The organism is Paraburkholderia sp., assembly GCF_047605525.1.
GTDB lineage: Bacteria > Pseudomonadota > Gammaproteobacteria > Burkholderiales > Burkholderiaceae > Paraburkholderia.
In genome coordinates this window covers 321,742-338,591 of sequence record NZ_JASGFN010000004.1, presented here as the reverse complement: position 1 = coordinate 338,591, position 16,850 = coordinate 321,742, and the positions used below count along the sequence as shown (strand labels likewise).

Genomic DNA, 16,850 nt, shown 5'->3' with positions numbered 1-16,850 from the left:
CCTTTTGGGGGTGTTTTCATGAAGAAGTACAGTAAATAGTTAAAAATAAAAATGCTTATGCGGCACCGGCGCGCATTCAACGCATGGGCTGTTGCTGGTCTGTCGCCGGCCCGCTCTTCGTATCCACTCCCCCAGTCTCGTCGAGTGCCATCCGAAACCCGACCACGCCGGGATCTTCGGTCCGCGTAATCGTGAAACCGCTCGACTTCGCGAGCGAGATCATCGCGGCATTCTCGCGCAACGCCTCTCCGACCAGCCAGTGAATCCCGCGCACTCGCGCGTATGCGATGATCCGCTGCATCAGCAGTTGGCCCAGACGCCGTCCTTTCTGGTCCGAGCGCACGGCCACCGCGAATTCGGCTGTCTCGTTGTCGGGATCGGCTACCGCGCGCACCACGCCGAGCGTCTGCGTCACACCTTCGTCGTTGACGATAGTCGCGATTAGCGCCATTTCGCGGTCGTAGTCGATCTGCGTCATGCGCGCGAGTTGCGAGTGATCGAATGCGCCGACCGCGCCGAAGAAACGCAGCCGCAAATCCTCGGGGGTCATCGCCTGCACGAAATCGCGATGCGCGATTTCGTCTTCGGGACGAATCGGCCGCACCGTCACGCGCATGCCGTGCCAGTCGAGCGTCTCCTCGAAGCGGCGCGGATACGGCACGATCGCGAGGCGGCTGCGCTGCGCGCCCAGACTCAGCACGGGGTCCACCACCATCACATGGTCCCTGTAGACCCTCAGCGTCAACGCAAGCCCGACGATCTCGCGCACATTGCAAACCGCTTGCGACAACGCCGTCAGCGCAGCAAGCGTCGGCTCCGGCGCAACGAGCCGCGCGTAATGCGAACGCATGACGATATCGCGCGCGAGCATCGGATTGAGCGGCGGCAGACCGTAGACGCGCAACGCGTCGGACACGCCGTCGACCGGTGGCACCGTGAAGCGGAACACCGGGCCGAAGTTGTCGTCGTCATGCAGTTCGACGGCGAGATCGACGATCGCATTTGCCGTATTGTCCACCGCACTGCTCTCGCTGCTCCCCGCGCCCTCATCCCCACCACCGCCCTGCACCCGCAATCCGAACCTCGCCAGAAACCGCGCCGCCGCCGCGTCGCTGAGCTGCCGTTCCCCCGCCGCAAGCGCCTCCCGGACCTGCGCCTGGGCCGCATCGATCGCGTCGGGAATCTGCGCGGGCAAACCCTCCGGCGTTTGCATCAGCAGTTCGCGACCGAGCCGGTAATCGACCAGGCGCGCGAACGCGCGCGCGAGCCGCTGCGGCGTCGTGTGAACGGGGATGCCCTGCGCGTGCAGCGCATCGCGCATCGTCGCATCGACACCGCCGAAGAAGCACGCGAGCAGCCCGCGATACGCGAATCGCTGATGCGCGATCAGCGCCTGCGCGACCTCGTCGACCGGCGCGCCATGCGTCGATGCGTGGACCACGAACGCGGTGCCCGTGCTGCGATGCTCGGCGAGCAGCTTCAGCGCCGTGCCGAAGTGTTCGGGACGCGCGTCGTCGCCGAGTTGCAGCGGATTGCCGCCGACCGCGTATGGCAGCGCGTCGCGCAGCGCATCCGATGCCTCGGCGGGCCACGGCGCGAGCATCCCGCCGGCGGCGGCGAACGCGTCGCGGGCCAGGGTCGCGAGGCCGCGGTCGCTGGTGATCAGCGTCGCCGTGCCGCCGGCCGCCACGCGCCCCACGCCGAGCGTTTCGATTTCGTCGAGCAGATCGTCGAGCGCGTCGACGCGCACGAGGCCCGCGCGCCGGAACGCGGCGGTGTAGAGCCCGTCGGCGGGATCGTCGCGGCCGGAGCGCAGCGCGAGCACCGGCTTGTTGCGCGCCGCCGCGCGCGCGGCCGACATGAACTTGCGCGCGGCGCGCACGCTATCCAGTTCGAGCAGAATCGCGCGCGTGCCGGGGTCGCTCGCGAGGTAATCGAGCACGTCGCCGGCATCGACGTCGGCCTCCTCGCCGAGCGCCACCACCTGCGAAAAACCGAGCCCGCGCGCCTGCGCCCAGCCGAGCACCGCATTGGTCAGCGCATTCGACTGCGACACCCACGCGACGCCGCCCGCCTTGACGGTGCACGACGGCGCGCCCAGATGCGCGCCGAGCGCCGGCGACACCACGCCGAGGCTGGCAGGCCCGACGATGCGCAGCAGATTCGGACGCGCCGCCGACAGCGCATGACGCAGCGCGAGCCGGTCCTCGTCGCAACGCGCCTCGCCGACGATGATCGCCGCGCGCGTGCCCATGCCGCCGAGCCGGTGGATCAGCGCGGGCCACGTCGCGGGCGGCGTGCAGATCACCGCGACCGTGGGCGCTTGCGGCAGATCGCCGGCGTCGTGGATCACCGCGTGGCCGCCGAGCGTTTCGTACTTCGGATTGACGGGCCACACCGGGCCGGCGAAACCGCCTTCGAGCACGCGCGCCCACACCATCGCGCCGGTGCTGCCCGGCCGTTCGGACGCGCCGATCACGGCGACGGATTTGGGTCGAAACAGGGCATCGAGATTGCGAACGGTCACGGGCGCTCCATGCGGCAGGTAATGGAGAGATCAGCGGACCTCGCGGCAAGGCGAGGCGAGGCGTGGTTCCGTCAGGATAGGCGAAGTCCGGGGCCGGCGCGGGACGTTGTCGTGACAGTCGTCCGATGCGCCGGGCCGCGCATGGTGCGCGGAGCGACGGGGAGCGCCCGCGCCCGCGGATCCCACATGACATCGCGCCTGCGCATTTTGCGGTGCGATCGGGCATAAAACCGCGTGGCAGTGCGACAATCGTCGGCCAGAACACCCTGAGAGACAGAAGGTGATTTATGCGGCGCTTGCCCTCGCTGATCGCGTTGCGCTTTTTCGAAGAAACGGCGCGGCACATGAGCTTCAACCGCGCGGCCACCGCGTTGTGCGTCACGCAAGGCGCGGTGAGCCGGCAGATCAAGCTGCTCGAGGAATCGCTCGGCGCCAGGCTGTTCGAGCGCGATCACAAGGGGATTCGTCTGACGGCGGCCGGCATGCAGTTTCTGCCCTGTCTGACGGAGGCTTTCGACACGATCGAGCGCGGCTTTCGCGAGATCACCGTGGCGAAAGGCCGGCGCCGTCTGGTGGTCGCCGTGCCGCCCACTTTCGCGACGCAGTGGTTCTCGCCCCGGCTCGGCTCGCTGGCGATTGAGTTGCCCGACGTCGAACTGTCGATCCGCACGGAGCCAAGCGCCGACTGCCACTGCCAGATCCGCTTCGCGCGCCACGCGCTGCCGCACGCGCATTCCGAACTGCTGATGATGGAGCGCCACGTGCTCGTCGGCGCGCCGCAACGACTCGGTCGGCCGCTCGACGCGCTGCTCGACTCGATGCCGGCGCTGCACGTGCTGCACAACGACGCGCGCCTCGAACTGTGGCCTAACTGGCTCGCGAAGGCAGGACTGCCCGCGCGCTACTCGGAAAACGGCATCGAATTCTCGACGCTCGAACAGGCGATTCGCGCGGCGAGCAAGGGCGCGGGTCTGGCGATCGTCGATCGGAACATGATTGCCGACGAACTCGTTAACGGCACGCTCGCGCAGTTTTCCGACATCGAGGTGGCGGGGCCTTTTGGCTATTGGCTCGACATCGCGCAGGGGCATGCGGGGCTCGAATATGTACAGGCGTTTGGGAGCTGGCTGCGGGATGAGGTGTTGAAGATGCGGTGAGGCGATGCTTGCCGTACGCGGCGTACCGCATCCTGGAAAAACCGCGTCGGCACCGGGTACAACGTACAACGAGCGGCCACGCCGCGATCACTCATGCGCTTCGCGTTTATGCGAGAAATAGCGGCCGGGCGATTCGCCGAACGCCTTGCGGAACATCGCGATGAAGTTGCTCGGCGTCGCGTAGCCGAGCGCATCCGCCACCTGCGCGACACCCTCGCCGGCCGCCAGACGCTCGAGCGCCAACGTCAGCCGCGCCAGTTGCCGCCACCTTGAAAAGCTCATGCCTGTCTGCGCGACGAAGTACCTGCGCGCCGTGCGTCCGGAAAGTCCGAACGACCCGGCTAGTTCATCGAACCCGCGCGACTCCTCCGGATGAGCGATCAGATGATTCGCCAGCGCGAGCAGGCGGCGCTCGGCCGGGATCGGCAAATAAAGTTTCTCCTCGCGGCTCAAACGAATTTCATCCAGCAGCACCGCGACGATACGCGTCTGCTCCGCTCGAAGCGTATCCATGACGCGCCAACCCGCCACACGGCGCACGAGTGCGCGCAGCAATTCGCTCACGCCCATCACGCAAGGCTGCGTGGGCAGTTCGCAGATCACGTCCGGTCGCAGCATCACGCCCCAGCCGCTGAGCGCCCCGCTCACGCTCGCCTTGTGTTCGACGCCAGGTGGAATCCATCCCGCCCGTTGCGGCGGCAACATCCACGAGCCCCGCACAGTCTGCAAGCGCACGAAGCCCTGGTCGATGCAGAAAAGCTGCCCGCGCGCATGACGGTGCCAGTCGTATTCGCGCGTGCCGAGCCGGAACTCGCTGCCCGGCTCGTCACTGCCCCAGAAAGCCAACAACGCGGGACCGTCGGTGCGTTCACTCGAATCCACCATGCTTTTTGTCCACTCGACAGGAATTGGCCAGAAATCGTTAGTTTCTCTCCAATTGTCATTATCTGATAAGTACACGCCGAGGTTAGCCTTGCATGCATAGGGAGGCACGGTGACGGCTTCCCGCTCGACGAGGAAATCTCGATGTCATCTCCACATGTCTCGATTGCGGGGGCGGGTTTGGGCGGTCTATGTCTGGCGCAGGCCCTGAAGCAGTCAGGCGTCGATTTCGATGTCTACGAACGCGACGTGGCGCTCGCGAGCCGCAGCCAGGGCTATCGCCTGCGCATCGACGCCGATGGGCAGCAGGCTTTGGCGCGCTGCCTGCCCGCGCCGCTCTACGCACTGTTCCGGCAATGCGCGATCGTCTCGCAAGGCGCACGCCTGGTCGGGCGCGACCTCTCGCCGGCCCGCGCACTTGCTCCTGAACGCTGGCGTTCACCCGAACAGGCCGATTCGGAACGCGCTACAGCGCCGGACCTCTGCGTGCACAGACAGACACTGCGGGAGATCCTGCTATGCGGCATCGAGAATCGCGTGCATTTCGGCATGCCGTTCGAGCGCTTTCACACGCTCGCTGACGACACCGTGCGCATCGAATTCGCAACCGGCGAGTCGCGCACGTCGACGCTGCTGGTGGGCGCGGACGGCATGCATTCGCGAGTGCGCGCGCAACTGGTGCCCGACGCGCAGCCAACCGGAACGGACGCGCTGTGCATCTACGGGAAGACAGCCGCCACGCGCGAGTTGCGCGAGCGCATGGGCGCGGCACTCTGCGAGGCAACCTCCGTCGTCTTCGCCGATGAATTCGCGACGATCATCGATCCGATGATTTTTCCCGAGCAGCCGCGCGATATCGCCGCGCGAGTTGCACCGGGATTCGCGCAGGGATGCCAGCTTGAACCGGTGGACGACTACGTCTACTGGGCATTTATCGGTTCACAGGAGAGACTCGGCGTCGGCACGTTGCCCGCGGAACGCGATCTGCCGGCCCTCGTCGACGCGCTCGTAGCATCGTGGCATCCGTGCCTGCGCGCACTGTTCTCGCCGGGAGCCGCCACGGCCATGACGATCACCCGAGTGCGCAACGCACCGACGCCGATCGCCTCATGGAAGCCAGGCTGCGTGACTCTGCTCGGCGATGCCATCCATGCCATGAGCCCGGCAGCCGGCGCGGGCGCGAACACTGCACTGCGCGACGCAGCCACGCTGGCGGATGCGATCTCGAGGTCGACGGATCTGCGTGAGGCCGTTTCGATCTGGGAGCCCAGGATGCGCGAATGGGCGACGCGCGCGGTGCGTGCATCCGTCGAAGGTACCCGGCGTCTTTGCACTTCCGTGCCATTAAACCCGAAAGGCTAAAGTATGAATCAGCACATTGATTTTCATGTTCACGACGTGCAGGCGTTCCCGCTCGTATGGTCGCGCAGAAACGCCATCGAACCCGGCTACGCGGGGCCGTGGCAACGCGAGATGGATGCCCTGCTGGCGAAGGCGCAGCCGTTCGTCATCCTCTTTGAGGAAGGGCAACCGGAAGAGGCGCACGACGACCGCAAAACGCGCGGCATCTGGCTGAAGCGGAACAAGGTGGCGCTCGGCGAACGCTGTAAAGGGGTGATCGCCATCGAACCCGACGCGGTCAGACGGGCTGCGCTGAAAGCGCAAACGGCGCTGGCTTCACGCGCCTTTGGCGTGGCGATGGAAGTCGTAGCGTCACGCGCGGTCGCGGAAAGACGCGCGCGGGAATTGCTCACACCGGAATACTGATACGAACGCCGGTTAGCAAGCGAGTGCGTGGGCAAACCGGCGTCATACGCGTTACATCGCCTTCCTGAACGGCGCCCCCGAATGCTCGCGCAACTCGTTGAACACGATCTTCGGCCACGCCTTCTGCGCGACTTCGATCTCGGACACATGCGAGGCCAGATACGTCGGCGCATCGGATGCATCGAGCGCGATCCGCGCCGAGTACGAGTCGGTGAAGCGGCGCAGCTCGGCCGCGTCGTCGCAGGTCACCCAGCGCGACAGGCGGTAGCGCGCCGGCGCCATCCGCACGTCGACCTTGTACTCGGTCGACAGACGATGCGACACCACCTCGAACTGCAACTGCCCGACCGCGCCGAGAATCGTCAGGCCGCCGGCTTCCGGACGGAACACCTGGATCGCGCCTTCCTCGCCGAGCTGCTTCAGCGCTTCGCCGAGCTGCTTCGCGCGCATCGGATCGACCACTTCGACGGTCTGGAAAATTTCCGGCGCGAAGAACGGCAAGCCGACGAATTGCAGTTGCTCGCCTTCGGTCAGCGTATCGCCGAGACTCAGCGTGCCGTGATTGGGGATCCCGATGATGTCGCCCGGATAGGCCTCGCTGACCGTCTCACGGCGCTGCGACAGGAACGTCACGACGTTGTTCGCGCGGAAAGACTTGTTCGAGCGGGTGACCTTCACGGCCATGCCGCGCTCGAAACGCCCCGAGCACACGCGGATAAACGCGACGCGGTCGCGGTGCGCGAGGTCCATGTTGGCCTGCACCTTGAACACGACACCGGTGAACTTCGGCTCGTCCGGCTGCACCGGACGCTGCACCGTCATGCGCATCGACGGCGGCGGCGCGAGGTCGACCAGCGCATCGAGAATTTCCTTCACGCCGAAGTTGTTGATCGCCGAGCCGAACAGCACCGGCGACTGCTGACCGGCAAGAAACTGCTCGCGGTCGAACTCGGGCGTCGCGCCGCTGATCAGATCGATCTCTTCCTTCGCGCGCACCCACGCGTGACCGAAACGGCGTTCGCCTTCCGCGTCGCTCAGCGCCTGCAGCATTTCGACCGCGCCGCCCGCCGTATCCTGCCCCGCGCGGAATACGCGCACCTGATCGCGCTGGATGTCGTAGACGCCCTGGAAATCCTTGCCCATGCCGATCGGCCACGTGAACGGCACGGCGGACACGCCGAGATGCTGTTCGATTTCGTCGAGCAGTTCGAGCGGCTCGCGCACTTCGCGGTCGAGCTTGTTGATAAACGTGACGATCGGCGTCTTGCGGCTGCGGCAGACTTCGAGCAGCTTCAGCGTCTGCGCTTCGACGCCGTTCGCGCCATCGATCACCATCACGGCGGCGTCGACCGCGGTCAGCACGCGATAGGTGTCCTCGGAGAAGTCCTCGTGACCCGGCGTGTCGAGCAGGTTGATCACGCAGTCGCCGTACTCGAACTGCATCACCGAACTCGCGACCGAAATGCCGCGCTGCTTTTCGATCTCCATCCAGTCGGACGTCGCGTAACGGTTGCTCTTGCGGCCCTTCACGGTGCCGGCGATCTGGATCGCGCCGGAGAACAGCAGCAGCTTTTCGGTGAGCGTGGTTTTACCCGCGTCCGGGTGGGAAATGACCGCGAACGTGCGGCGGCGTTTGAGTTCGGAGACTGACATCGGGTCTGGCGGTCACGGAAAGGGGTTCAGGCGGTTCCCGGCGGCCTCGGGCGGCCGGTATGCCGCGCGTGGCGCGGCGGCGTCGAGCTGCGGGAGTCGGGCGAAGGCCCGGATCGACCGGCGCTCTCGCCCGCGTCGGAAACGGGTTGCGAACGAAGTCGCGACCCAACGCTCGACAGTACGGGAATCGCCAGCGCAGAACAGCGCAAGGTGCGAATGATACACGTGTGGGCCGATGCCCGGAGGAAAGGCCGCCGAGTGGAAGCCCCGGCGGCACGAGGACGGCCCGCATCAAGCGCGAAGCGCGCGTCGAACCACACGGTCCGTGCGCGCTTGCCCGCTCTCCCGGCTCGACGAGCCGGGATTGCCCAGTCCGACTTACCCCCCGCTCGCCTGATTCAGCGTCAGATGCCGCGTTTCAGGCGCCCATGCGATCGACACGACCGTGCCGAGCAGCAGCACCGCCGCGAGCGCCATCATCGTGAGCTGGAAACCGAGGTGGACGATGCCGAGTGGCAGCAGGAACGTCCCGACCGCCGAGCCGAGCCGGCTGCAGGCGATCGCGAGGCCGACGCCGCACGCGCGCACCTCGGTCGGGAAGCACTCCGGCGGAAACACGCCGACCAGATTCGAGAATGCGGACATCGTCAGCGTGAACACCGCGAACGCGACGATCATCGCGGCCGTTGCCGACGCCGGCAGCAGACTCAGCGCAACCAGCGATACGCACGTCACCGCGAACGAGCCGATCAGGAACACGCGCCGCGGCAGCCTGATCGTCAGCCAGATGCCGATCAGCGCGCCGAGCACGAGAAAGCCATTCAGCAGAAAGTCCGCGCCCGAATCGTGGCTCAGGTGAATCGCCTTCAGGATCGTCGGCAGGAACGTATAGATCGCGAAGTAAGGAATGACGAGGCACACGAAGAATGCGCAGTTGAAAATCGTGCGGCGAATCAGATCCGGTTTGAACAGGCGCATGAAGCCGCCGCGCGCCGGCGCGTGGTCGCCGCCGCTGATATCGAGCGTGACGTTCGCGCCGAAGTGCTTCGTGACGATCGCGCGCGCTTCCGCGCCGCGGCCTTTGCCATGCAGCCAGCGCGGCGACTCCGGCGTGCCCATCCGCAGCACGAGCACGCACAGCGCCGGCACGCCCGCCGATGCGAGCAGCCAGCGCCACGCATCGGGCGACGCATCCGCGTAGTGCATGCCGAGCACGTTCGCGATCACGTAGCCGACGGTCCACACGACGCTGAACGACCCGAGCAGCGTGCCGCGATGCTTGCGCGGCGAGAACTCCGCGAGAATCGCGTGCCCGACCGCGAAATCGCCGCCCATGCCGAAGCCGATCAGCACCCGCACAGACACAACTCCGCGGGCGAGCGCACATAGAACTGCGCAAACGCAGCCGCCGTGATGATCAGGAAACTCAGCAGGAAAATCTTCTGGCGTCCGAGCCGGTCCGACAGCCAGCCGAACACCAGGCTGCCGATAAAAATGCCCATCAGCGCGGAGCTGCCGACCATGCCCATCCAGAACGCGTCGAGCGGCAACTGGCGATTCATCGACGCCAGCGCATAGCCGATCGTGCCGAGCGCAAAGCCCTCGGTAAAGTGAGCGCCGAACGTGAGGCCGGCGATCTTCACGTGAAAGGCGTTCAGCGGAACGTCGTCGAGAGAAATGGGGCCCTGCGCGGCGGCCGACGCCGGCAGATGAGGGGCGAGGCCCAGAGTGGCCACCTGAATGTCCTGATTGCTCACGCTGTCTCCTTGTAGGTATCGATCCCTGATGCGGCGATGAAGATCAGCGTCCGAGGCCGCCCATCATCATGTATTTGAGCTCCATGTATTCGTCGAGGCCGTACTTCGAGCCTTCGCGGCCGAGCCCCGACTGCTTGACGCCGCCGAACGGCGCGACTTCGGTCGACAGAATCCCTTCGTTGATGCCGACCATGCCGCTCTCCAGCGCCTCGCCGACGCGCCACGCACGCGCGAGATCGCGCGTATAGAAGTACGCGGACAGGCCGAACGGCGTGTGGTTGGCCGCGGCGATCGCGTCCTGTTCGGTTTTGAAGCGGAAGCATGCGGCAACCGGACCGAAGGTTTCCTCGTTGGCCATCAGCATCGAATCCGATGCCTCGGCGAGCACGGTCGGCTCGTAAAAGGTGCCGCCGAGCGCATGCGGCTTGCCGCCGGTCAACACGCGCGCACCCTTCCGCAATGCATCGGCGACGTGCGCTTCGACCTTCTTCAGCGCCGCCGCGTTGATCAGCGGTCCCTGCTCGACCTCGCCCTGCAACGCATCGCCGACGCGCAGCTTGCGCACCGCCTGCGTCAACGCGGACGTGAACGCGTCGTAAATACCGTCCTGCACGTAGAAGCGATTCACGCACACGCAGGTCTGTCCGGTGTTGCGGAACTTCGACGCCATCGCGCCCTGCACCGCCGCGTCGAGATCGGCGTCGTCGAACACGATGAACGGCGCGTTGCCGCCGAGTTCGAGCGACAGCTTCTTCAGCGTATCCGCCGACTGGCGGGCCAGCAGTTTGCCGACGCGCGTCGATCCGGTGAACGACAGCTTGCGCACGACCTCCGACTCGGTCAGCGCGCCGCCGATCGCAACCGCATCTCCGGACACGATGTTGAACACGCCGGGCGGAATGCCGGCCCTCCCGGCGAGCACCGCCAGCGCGAACGCGGACAGCGGGGTCTCCTCGGACGGCTTCAGTACCATCGTGCAGCCGGCCGCGAGCGCGGGACCGGCCTTGCGGGTAATCATCGCGAGCGGGAAATTCCACGGCGTGATGGCCGCGACCACGCCGACCGGTTCGCGCGTCACGACAATGCGCGCGTTCGGGTTCGGACTCGGAATCACGTCGCCATAGGCGCGCTTCGCCTCTTCCGCGAACCACTCGAAAAAGCTCGCCGCGTAGCCGACTTCGCCGCGCGCCTCGGCAAGCGGCTTGCCCTGTTCGAGCGTCAGCAGTTCAGCGAGCGCGTCGCGGTTCTCGAGCATCAGCTCGCCCCAACGCTTCACACGTGCGCTACGCTCCTTCGCGGTCAGCGCTCGCCACGCGGGAAACGCGCGGGACGCGGCGGCGATCGCCTGGGCGGTTTCCGCCGCGCCGCCTTTCGCGACGTTGGCGATCACGTCGCCCGTCGCGGGATTCAGCACCGCGTACGTGCTCGCGCCGTCGTACCACTCGCCGCCGATGTAATGCGCTGTGCGCAGAAATTCGTTCATGCCGCTTTCTCCAGCGTGTCGACGAACACGCCCTGCGCGGGCCGCGGCTCGCGCGCGATACGGCGGCTCGCGGTGTAGTCGTTGATCAGATCGCACGGCGTGTAGTTGCGCTCGAGTTCGAACAGCTCGTCGTCGGAAAGCGTCGTGCCGAGCGCGGCCAGCGCGCTGTCGAACTGCGCGGGCGTATCGGCGCCGACCAGCATGCTCGCGACACCGCCGTGATTGAGCACCCACTCCTGCGCGATCTGCGCAGCCGACACGCCGCGCCGCGCCGCCACGCGGGCGACCGATGCCGCAATCTCACGCGACGCGCGATCGCCGTACATCTGCGCGGTGAAGAAATCGGTCTGGTTGCGCGTCGAATTCGGCTCGCAAGTCAGCAGACCGCGCGCGAGCGGGCTGAACACCGACACGCCGATGCCCTGATCCTCGCAGTACGGCATCATTTCGCGCTCTTCCTCGCGGTACGCGAGGTTCAGTTGCAACTGCATGTTGATCGGCTTGTGCCAGCCATTGCGCTCGCAAACCTGGATGATCTTCGCGAGCTGCCACGTGTACATCGTCGATACGCCGATGTAACGCGCCTTGCCCGCGCGCACGATGTCGTTCAGCGCGCCCATCGTTTCCTCGACCGGTGTGTTCACGTCGAAGAAATGCAGCATGTAGATATCGACGTAATCCATGCCGAGCCGCGCGAGCGAACCGTCGATGCCGTCCATGATGTGCTTGCGCGAATGGCCGCCCGCGTTCTGATAAGCGCCCATCTCGTAGCCGACCTTGGTCGTCACGACGATTTCCTCGCGGCGCGCGATGCGCTTCAGGATGCGGCCCACCACTTCCTCGCCGACGCCGGTCGAATAGAAATCGGCGAGGTCGATGAAATTGACGCCCGCGTCGAGCGCGTGACGCACGATCGGCTCGCTTTGCGCCTCGTCGAAGATCCACGGCTTCCATTGCGGCGTGCCCATGTTCATCGTGCCGAGGCACAGACGCGAAACCTTCAGGCCAGACTGGCCGAGGCGAATGTATTCCATGCTGCGTGTCTCCTTGCTGCGCGCATCGGGTTCGATGCGGCCGGGGTGTGCTGACGTTGGTCCAGGTACGTGACGCGCGCTGCGCGCGCCGCGTGCTCAACGCGGCTTCGGCGTATAGAACGGATTCGACACGTTGCGCGCGGCGGCAAACACGTCGTCGCGATGCGGCAGGCCCTTCATCGCCGCGAGAATCGCGTTCCTGCACGCGCGGTAGTTGTTCTCGTAGACGGCATCGAGATCGTCGGTGGCCGGATTGACCCAGTTCGCCGACACCACGACCCAATCGTTTTCCGCTTCGGGCGGCAGCGTGCCGTTCTCGAGCGATTCGGCGACCGCCTTCGCGATGCCGGCCTGCGATGCGCCCCACGTCGCGTTGCCGTGGAAGTCGCTGCCGATCTGCGCCTTGTTCACGTAAAGCGTCAGCGGCTTGGTCGGCACGCCCGGTCGCGCGATCACGACGAACGGCGCATGACCCGCCGACGGCGTCGCGAGCGCGGTCGCGAACGCCTGCCCCGCCGGGCCGTTGCGGGGACCTACCAGCACGTTGAGATGCGCGAGATTGACGCCCGGCCCTTCGAAGCCTTCGCCGATAAAAAGTGTTTGGTCCGTCGATACGCTCATGGTCTTTCCGTCGGTTTGAGTGGATGACCGATTGTGGCGTCGGGCCTTCGCGACCATGTATCGATGAGTTCTGATCCGGGGTATGAGGCGAACTCAACTCCGGGTTTGCCCCGAGCGGAGCGAGTGGCCCGTGATGTGGCACGCGCATAGGCATAGATGCGGCCGGCGCCGCGCGCAGTCAAAGGTGAGCGTTTTCGGGACTTGCAGCGGCGAGAGGGCCGATCGCGACGAAAGGTGAGGATCGCGAAGATCGTTCGCGCACCCGCTATGGTAGAGAGGACGCAGGGACAGGCGGCTGGGAAGCAGCGGCACAACCCCGTACGACGACCGGCACGCCGCGCCTCAACCCTTGGAAACGCCCGCCAGCAAAGGCTGGCGCGGCTTTCGGGCGATACGCGCGCGGCAGCGCAATGTGTCGGCGCCACGCAAATCAGGCGGTGCGGTGTGGTGCGCTATGCGACAAAGCCCGGCTCACCAAAGCAAACGCGCAGGGTTCCAGCGCCTCGGCAAATCTTGCGATGGGCGCTCGGGGGGCGGCTCAACGGTGAGGGTTTTCGGGACCCGCGCAGCGGTGCGGAATGAAACAGGCTTCGAGGAAGGCCTTGAAGCAGGCCATTGCATTCAACCGTCGATCAGGAAGCGCTCGCGATTCTTGCCGGCCAGCCATCCGGGCGAGCGTCCGCGGCCGCTCCACGTTTCGCCGGTCTTCGGGTTGCGGTATTTGGCGACCGAGCCCGAAGCGGCTTTGCGCCTCGGCTTGTGCGCGCTGCTCGTGAAACCCAGCTCTTCGGCGGTCAGATCGTATTCGTCGATCTTCTGTTTGATCTCAACAATGGCCTGTGCGACTTCCTTCTCACGGGCCGCTGCGACTTCCTTGTGGAGTTTTTCGAGTTGCGCAGTCAACTGTTTGTAAGAGGCCATGCCGGCGTTCCTCCATCGATTGGACTCATTGCGACGAACTGTGTGTGCGGACACTATCAGACGAATAAATCACAGGATAGTGAATCGCGCGGCCATCTGCATGTCATGAATACCGTGCAGGCCGCGCGGAACGCGCAATATATACCCAATATTGACGCACAGGCGCGCTCAATCGTCGATTGCGTCGGATACGCGACGTTCGAAGTCGATGGCCATCGGGAACGGGTCGTCGGGCAGGCCCGCGGCAAGTCCCGCTATGTGCCGTTCGCCCTGTGCCGGTAAAAGGAAGCGTCGGTGCGACGAACTTCCTTATTACCGACATTCAGTTTCGGCGTTCAGGTTTTCTGCCAGGTTTTCTGCCGTTTTTCCAGCGCGCAAAGCGCGGCATCCAGCCGTTTGACTCGAGTCGCCTGCGCCGGCACGAGAGCCGCACAGGAAACGAGTTCGATCCGGTTACGCCAATAAGACAGTGGAATACGATCTTCCGCCGAGATGTGAGAAATAATCTGCTCCAGATGTTCAATATCTTTTTCGAGTTGCCGATGATTCATTGCTTTTCCCCGGATTCTATTGAATTAATGTCGAAGCAAAATCGAAAGCATGGAGATGCGCCAGCCGGCAAAGGCCGGCTGCGACGCGTACCGCGAGCGGAAAAACCTTCCTGGACGTTTTCTGCGTCAGAACAAACCGGCAAAATCTGCCTGTCGGGGTTAAATCGCCAACGGTTTAAAAAGAATACCGCCACCAAACTTCGCGTTCCGTTAGCTTCCGCACCGACTGCGTTCGACATCGAAACGGCTGGCGATTATCGAGCCGGAGTGCCGCAAAATAATTACGAATCTGCGACTCAAACCCTTCAAAACGCCGCGCCTAAACCCAATACATATGCTAGCCGGTTATCGGACGCATATTAGGCACAGGGTTTTATGACGGCTATGCGCTTATCGGAATGACACGGGTGTGCTAATTGGGCGGATTTTCGCGCACGGGCATGGCACCGGCGCGACTGCGCTTACTTCGCGGCGACGCGACAGGCGTAGATCAGGCTGAGCGTGCCGCTTTCGCTCGTCTCGCGCACGACGTCGTACGCGCCGTTGCAGCTCGCGGCTGCCTGCTGCGAGCAGGAATCGGAGCCGACCCGGCATTGCACCAGCGTGGTCGGCCGCCCGTCGGACAGGAACAACGGCGCGCTGCTGCTGCAACCGCCGAGCACGGCGATGGCCCCGGCGGCCAGCATGAGGCTCGAGCGGCGCGCGAAGAAGGAAAGACTGCGTTTCATTGGAAACCCCGATCACGTCTTGTTGTTCGATCTCACGATTGTGCCACGCGCCCATTGCGCTGCGTCACTCGAAGCGGCATGGCCCAGTGGGCCGGGCAGCCGGCTAGCCGGACGCGGCGGTTCAGACGTCGATGCCGTGCGCGGCGATCTTCTTGTAAAGCGTCGCGCGTCCCATGCCGATCTGTTTCGCGGTGTCGATCACGCGGCCGCCGTTCGCGCGCAACGCGTCGCTCAGGAAGCGCTTCTCGAAAGCGGCCATCGCGTCGCTCCATGACGTGGGCCCGGCGCCGATGTCCGTCGTAACGGTGGCGGCCGTCGGCGTGGATGCATGCGCTTGTGCCTGTGTCCGCGTCGGCGCAACCGCGCCGCCGGGCTGTCCGCGCAACCCGCCGACGCCCTGCCCCGAGCCGATGAACGGCGCGAGCGCCCGCGCGTCGATCCGCTCGCTGTCGGACAACATCACGGCCCGCTCCAGCGTGTTGCGCAGCTCGCGCACGTTGCCCGGCCAGTCGTATGCGCACAGCAACCGCATCGCGTCGTCCTGCAATTCGAAATGGCCGCCGCCGCGCGCCTGCGCCGCGAGATCTTCCAGCATCGCGTAGGCCAGCGCCTCGATGTCGGACGCACGCTCGCGCAGCGCGGGCGCGCGGATCGTCAGCACGTTGAGCCGGTAGAACAGGTCCGCGCGAAAATGCCTGGCCGCGACGAGCGCGGGCAGGTCGGCCGAGGTCGCGGCGATGATCCGCACGTCCGCGCGCACGATCCGGTTCGAACCGAGCGGCTCGAACTCCTTGTCCTGCAGCACGCGCAGCAGCTTGCCCTGTAACGGCAGCGGCATGTCGCCGATTTCGTCGAGAAACAGCGTGCCGCCGTTCGCGAGCTCGAACTTGCCGACCCGTCCCTTGCGATCCGCGCCGGTGTACGCGCCGGGCGCGGCGCCGAAGAACTCGACTTCGAGCAGCGTGTCGGGAATCGCCGCGACGTTGACGGTCACGAGCGGCTGGTTCGCGCGCGCCGAGCCGCCGTGGATCGCGTGCGCGAGCAGTTCCTTGCCGGTGCCGGTTTCGCCGAGCAGCAGCACCGGCGCTTCGAGTTGCGCCGCGCGGCGCGCCTGGCGCTTCACTTCGAGGCTGGCCGCGCTGGTGCCGACGAAGCTGCCGAACGTATAGCGCGCGCGCCGCGCCTGCGCGAGCGACCGGCGCGTCGCGATCAGCTCCTGCTGGAGTCGCGAGTAGTGGGAAAAGATCGGCGTCAGCGCCTTCAGCTCGTCGAACAGCGCGAAACCGACCGCGCCGATGGTTGCGCCCGCGTCGTCCTTCAGCGGCAGGCGCGTGACGACGAGCGGTTCGCGATCCGTCTCCATGATGTCGAGCAGGATCGGCTTGCCGGTGTTCACGACCTCGCGCATCAGGCTGTTCGGAATCACCGCCTCGCAATCGCGGCCGATCGCCCGTTGCGGATCCGGGAAACCGAAGCGCGCCGCGTAGCGCTTGTTGATCCAGACGACGCGCGCCCCGGCATCGACGATGAAGGTGCCTTCGCTGAAATTTTCGAATGTGCGAAAGAGCGAATCCATCGCGCGGCGCAATACGTCGCCGTAAGTGGCGGGCAGGTCCGCCCAGTCGGTCATCATGCTGTCGCTGTCTCCGCGTAGGGTTCTGATTATGATTGTCTCTCTTTATGGACGAGATTATCTCCATATAGAGACAGCCAGCAAGTCTTATGCATCAATACTTACCTTGATTTCGGATTATCTTCGGCGGAATAAA

The 16,850-nt window shown here is 65.4% G+C and carries 14 protein-coding genes and 1 pseudogene; 4 read left to right on the top strand and 11 right to left on the bottom strand.

All coding sequences use genetic code 11. The features are described from left to right. Positions 1–76 precede the first annotated feature (76 nt). Positions 77–2,527: a GNAT family N-acetyltransferase gene (locus tag QM685_RS08235; RefSeq protein ID WP_415114597.1), complete on the bottom strand. Its 2,451-nt coding sequence runs from the start codon at positions 2,525–2,527 to the stop codon at positions 77–79. Between the two features lie 287 nt (positions 2,528–2,814). On the opposite strand from QM685_RS08235, the gene QM685_RS08230 reads away from it, so the two are divergent. After that, positions 2,815–3,684, top strand: coding sequence for a LysR family transcriptional regulator (locus tag QM685_RS08230; RefSeq protein WP_415114595.1), 870 nt, complete (start codon positions 2,815–2,817; stop codon positions 3,682–3,684). Positions 3,685–3,771: 87 nt separating this feature from the next. Here the strand turns inward: QM685_RS08230 and QM685_RS08225 are convergent, their stop codons facing one another. After that, entirely contained in the window at positions 3,772–4,569 is a 798-nt protein-coding gene (locus tag QM685_RS08225; protein ID WP_415114593.1) for an AraC family transcriptional regulator, read from the bottom strand. A gap of 141 nt (positions 4,570–4,710) precedes the next feature. Here QM685_RS08225 and QM685_RS08220 point away from each other — a divergent pair, with 141 nt between their 5' ends. After that, complete coding sequence (locus tag QM685_RS08220; RefSeq protein WP_415114591.1) at positions 4,711–5,928, top strand: FAD-dependent oxidoreductase; 1,218 nt, start codon at positions 4,711–4,713, stop codon at positions 5,926–5,928. Positions 5,929–6,039: 111 nt separating this feature from the next. Further along, entirely contained in the window at positions 6,040–6,333 is a 294-nt protein-coding gene (locus tag QM685_RS08215; protein ID WP_415114589.1) for a hypothetical protein, read from the top strand. 51 nt (positions 6,334–6,384) lie between these two features. Here the strand turns inward: QM685_RS08215 and QM685_RS08210 are convergent, their stop codons facing one another. The 6 genes and pseudogenes from QM685_RS08210 to QM685_RS08185 all read right to left on the bottom strand — a co-directional run bounded on the left by QM685_RS08210 (position 6,385) and on the right by QM685_RS08185 (position 13,802). Then, complete coding sequence (locus QM685_RS08210) at positions 6,385–7,986, bottom strand: peptide chain release factor 3 (protein ID WP_415114587.1); 1,602 nt, start codon at positions 7,984–7,986, stop codon at positions 6,385–6,387. 378 nt (positions 7,987–8,364) lie between these two features. Further along, positions 8,365–9,743: pseudogene (locus QM685_RS08205) on the bottom strand (MFS transporter). Between the two features lie 43 nt (positions 9,744–9,786). After that, positions 9,787–11,226 (bottom strand): NAD-dependent succinate-semialdehyde dehydrogenase, encoded by a 1,440-nt coding sequence (locus QM685_RS08200; RefSeq protein ID WP_415114585.1) that lies wholly within the window; start codon positions 11,224–11,226, stop codon positions 9,787–9,789. Next, complete coding sequence (locus tag QM685_RS08195) at positions 11,223–12,260, bottom strand: aldo/keto reductase (protein ID WP_415114583.1); 1,038 nt, start codon at positions 12,258–12,260, stop codon at positions 11,223–11,225. The genes QM685_RS08200 and QM685_RS08195 overlap by 4 nt, the downstream gene beginning before the upstream one ends. 96 nt (positions 12,261–12,356) lie before the next feature. Next, a complete protein-coding gene (gene fae, locus QM685_RS08190) occupies positions 12,357–12,881 on the bottom strand; it encodes a formaldehyde-activating enzyme (protein ID WP_415114581.1) in 525 nt (174 codons plus the stop codon). A gap of 621 nt (positions 12,882–13,502) precedes the next feature. Further along, positions 13,503–13,802: an H-NS family nucleoid-associated regulatory protein gene (locus tag QM685_RS08185; RefSeq protein ID WP_415114579.1), complete on the bottom strand. Its 300-nt coding sequence runs from the start codon at positions 13,800–13,802 to the stop codon at positions 13,503–13,505. 105 nt (positions 13,803–13,907) lie between these two features. On the opposite strand from QM685_RS08185, the gene QM685_RS08180 reads away from it, so the two are divergent. Continuing rightward, positions 13,908–14,084 (top strand): hypothetical protein, encoded by a 177-nt coding sequence (locus tag QM685_RS08180; RefSeq protein ID WP_415114577.1) that lies wholly within the window; start codon positions 13,908–13,910, stop codon positions 14,082–14,084. A 53-nt stretch (positions 14,085–14,137) separates the two neighbouring features. On the opposite strand, the gene QM685_RS08175 is transcribed toward QM685_RS08180, so the two are convergent. The 3 genes from QM685_RS08175 to QM685_RS08165 all read right to left on the bottom strand — a co-directional run bounded on the left by QM685_RS08175 (position 14,138) and on the right by QM685_RS08165 (position 16,714). After that, the gene (locus QM685_RS08175) at positions 14,138–14,353 is read right to left on the bottom strand and encodes a hypothetical protein (protein ID WP_415114576.1); all 216 of its coding nucleotides are present in this window, start codon (positions 14,351–14,353) and stop codon (positions 14,138–14,140) included. A gap of 461 nt (positions 14,354–14,814) precedes the next feature. Beyond that, positions 14,815–15,081: a hypothetical protein gene (locus QM685_RS08170; protein ID WP_415114573.1), complete on the bottom strand. Its 267-nt coding sequence runs from the start codon at positions 15,079–15,081 to the stop codon at positions 14,815–14,817. A 121-nt stretch (positions 15,082–15,202) separates the two neighbouring features. Beyond that, a complete protein-coding gene (locus QM685_RS08165) occupies positions 15,203–16,714 on the bottom strand; it encodes a sigma-54 interaction domain-containing protein (protein ID WP_415114571.1) in 1,512 nt (503 codons plus the stop codon). Positions 16,715–16,850: the final 136 nt, after the last annotated feature.

What these genes read in the sequence shown, in the direction of transcription:
- QM685_RS08225 (WP_415114593.1), bottom strand. Translation starts at nt 4,569, where the DNA reads ATGGTGGATTCGAGTGAACGCACCGACGGTCCCGCGTTGTTGGCTTTC.
- QM685_RS08195 (WP_415114583.1), bottom strand. Translation starts at nt 12,260, where the DNA reads ATGGAATACATTCGCCTCGGCCAGTCTGGCCTGAAGGTTTCGCGTCTG.
- QM685_RS08200 (WP_415114585.1), bottom strand. Translation starts at nt 11,226, where the DNA reads ATGAACGAATTTCTGCGCACAGCGCATTACATCGGCGGCGAGTGGTAC.
- QM685_RS08180 (WP_415114577.1), top strand. Translation starts at nt 13,908, where the DNA reads ATGAATACCGTGCAGGCCGCGCGGAACGCGCAATATATACCCAATATT.
- QM685_RS08165 (WP_415114571.1), bottom strand. Translation starts at nt 16,714, where the DNA reads ATGATGACCGACTGGGCGGACCTGCCCGCCACTTACGGCGACGTATTG.
- QM685_RS08175 (WP_415114576.1), bottom strand. Translation starts at nt 14,353, where the DNA reads ATGAATCATCGGCAACTCGAAAAAGATATTGAACATCTGGAGCAGATT.
- QM685_RS08215 (WP_415114589.1), top strand. Translation starts at nt 6,040, where the DNA reads ATGGATGCCCTGCTGGCGAAGGCGCAGCCGTTCGTCATCCTCTTTGAG.
- fae (WP_415114581.1), bottom strand. Translation starts at nt 12,881, where the DNA reads ATGAGCGTATCGACGGACCAAACACTTTTTATCGGCGAAGGCTTCGAA.
- QM685_RS08210 (WP_415114587.1), bottom strand. Translation starts at nt 7,986, where the DNA reads ATGTCAGTCTCCGAACTCAAACGCCGCCGCACGTTCGCGGTCATTTCC.
- QM685_RS08170 (WP_415114573.1), bottom strand. Translation starts at nt 15,081, where the DNA reads ATGAAACGCAGTCTTTCCTTCTTCGCGCGCCGCTCGAGCCTCATGCTG.
- QM685_RS08220 (WP_415114591.1), top strand. Translation starts at nt 4,711, where the DNA reads ATGTCATCTCCACATGTCTCGATTGCGGGGGCGGGTTTGGGCGGTCTA.
- QM685_RS08230 (WP_415114595.1), top strand. Translation starts at nt 2,815, where the DNA reads ATGCGGCGCTTGCCCTCGCTGATCGCGTTGCGCTTTTTCGAAGAAACG.
- QM685_RS08185 (WP_415114579.1), bottom strand. Translation starts at nt 13,802, where the DNA reads ATGGCCTCTTACAAACAGTTGACTGCGCAACTCGAAAAACTCCACAAG.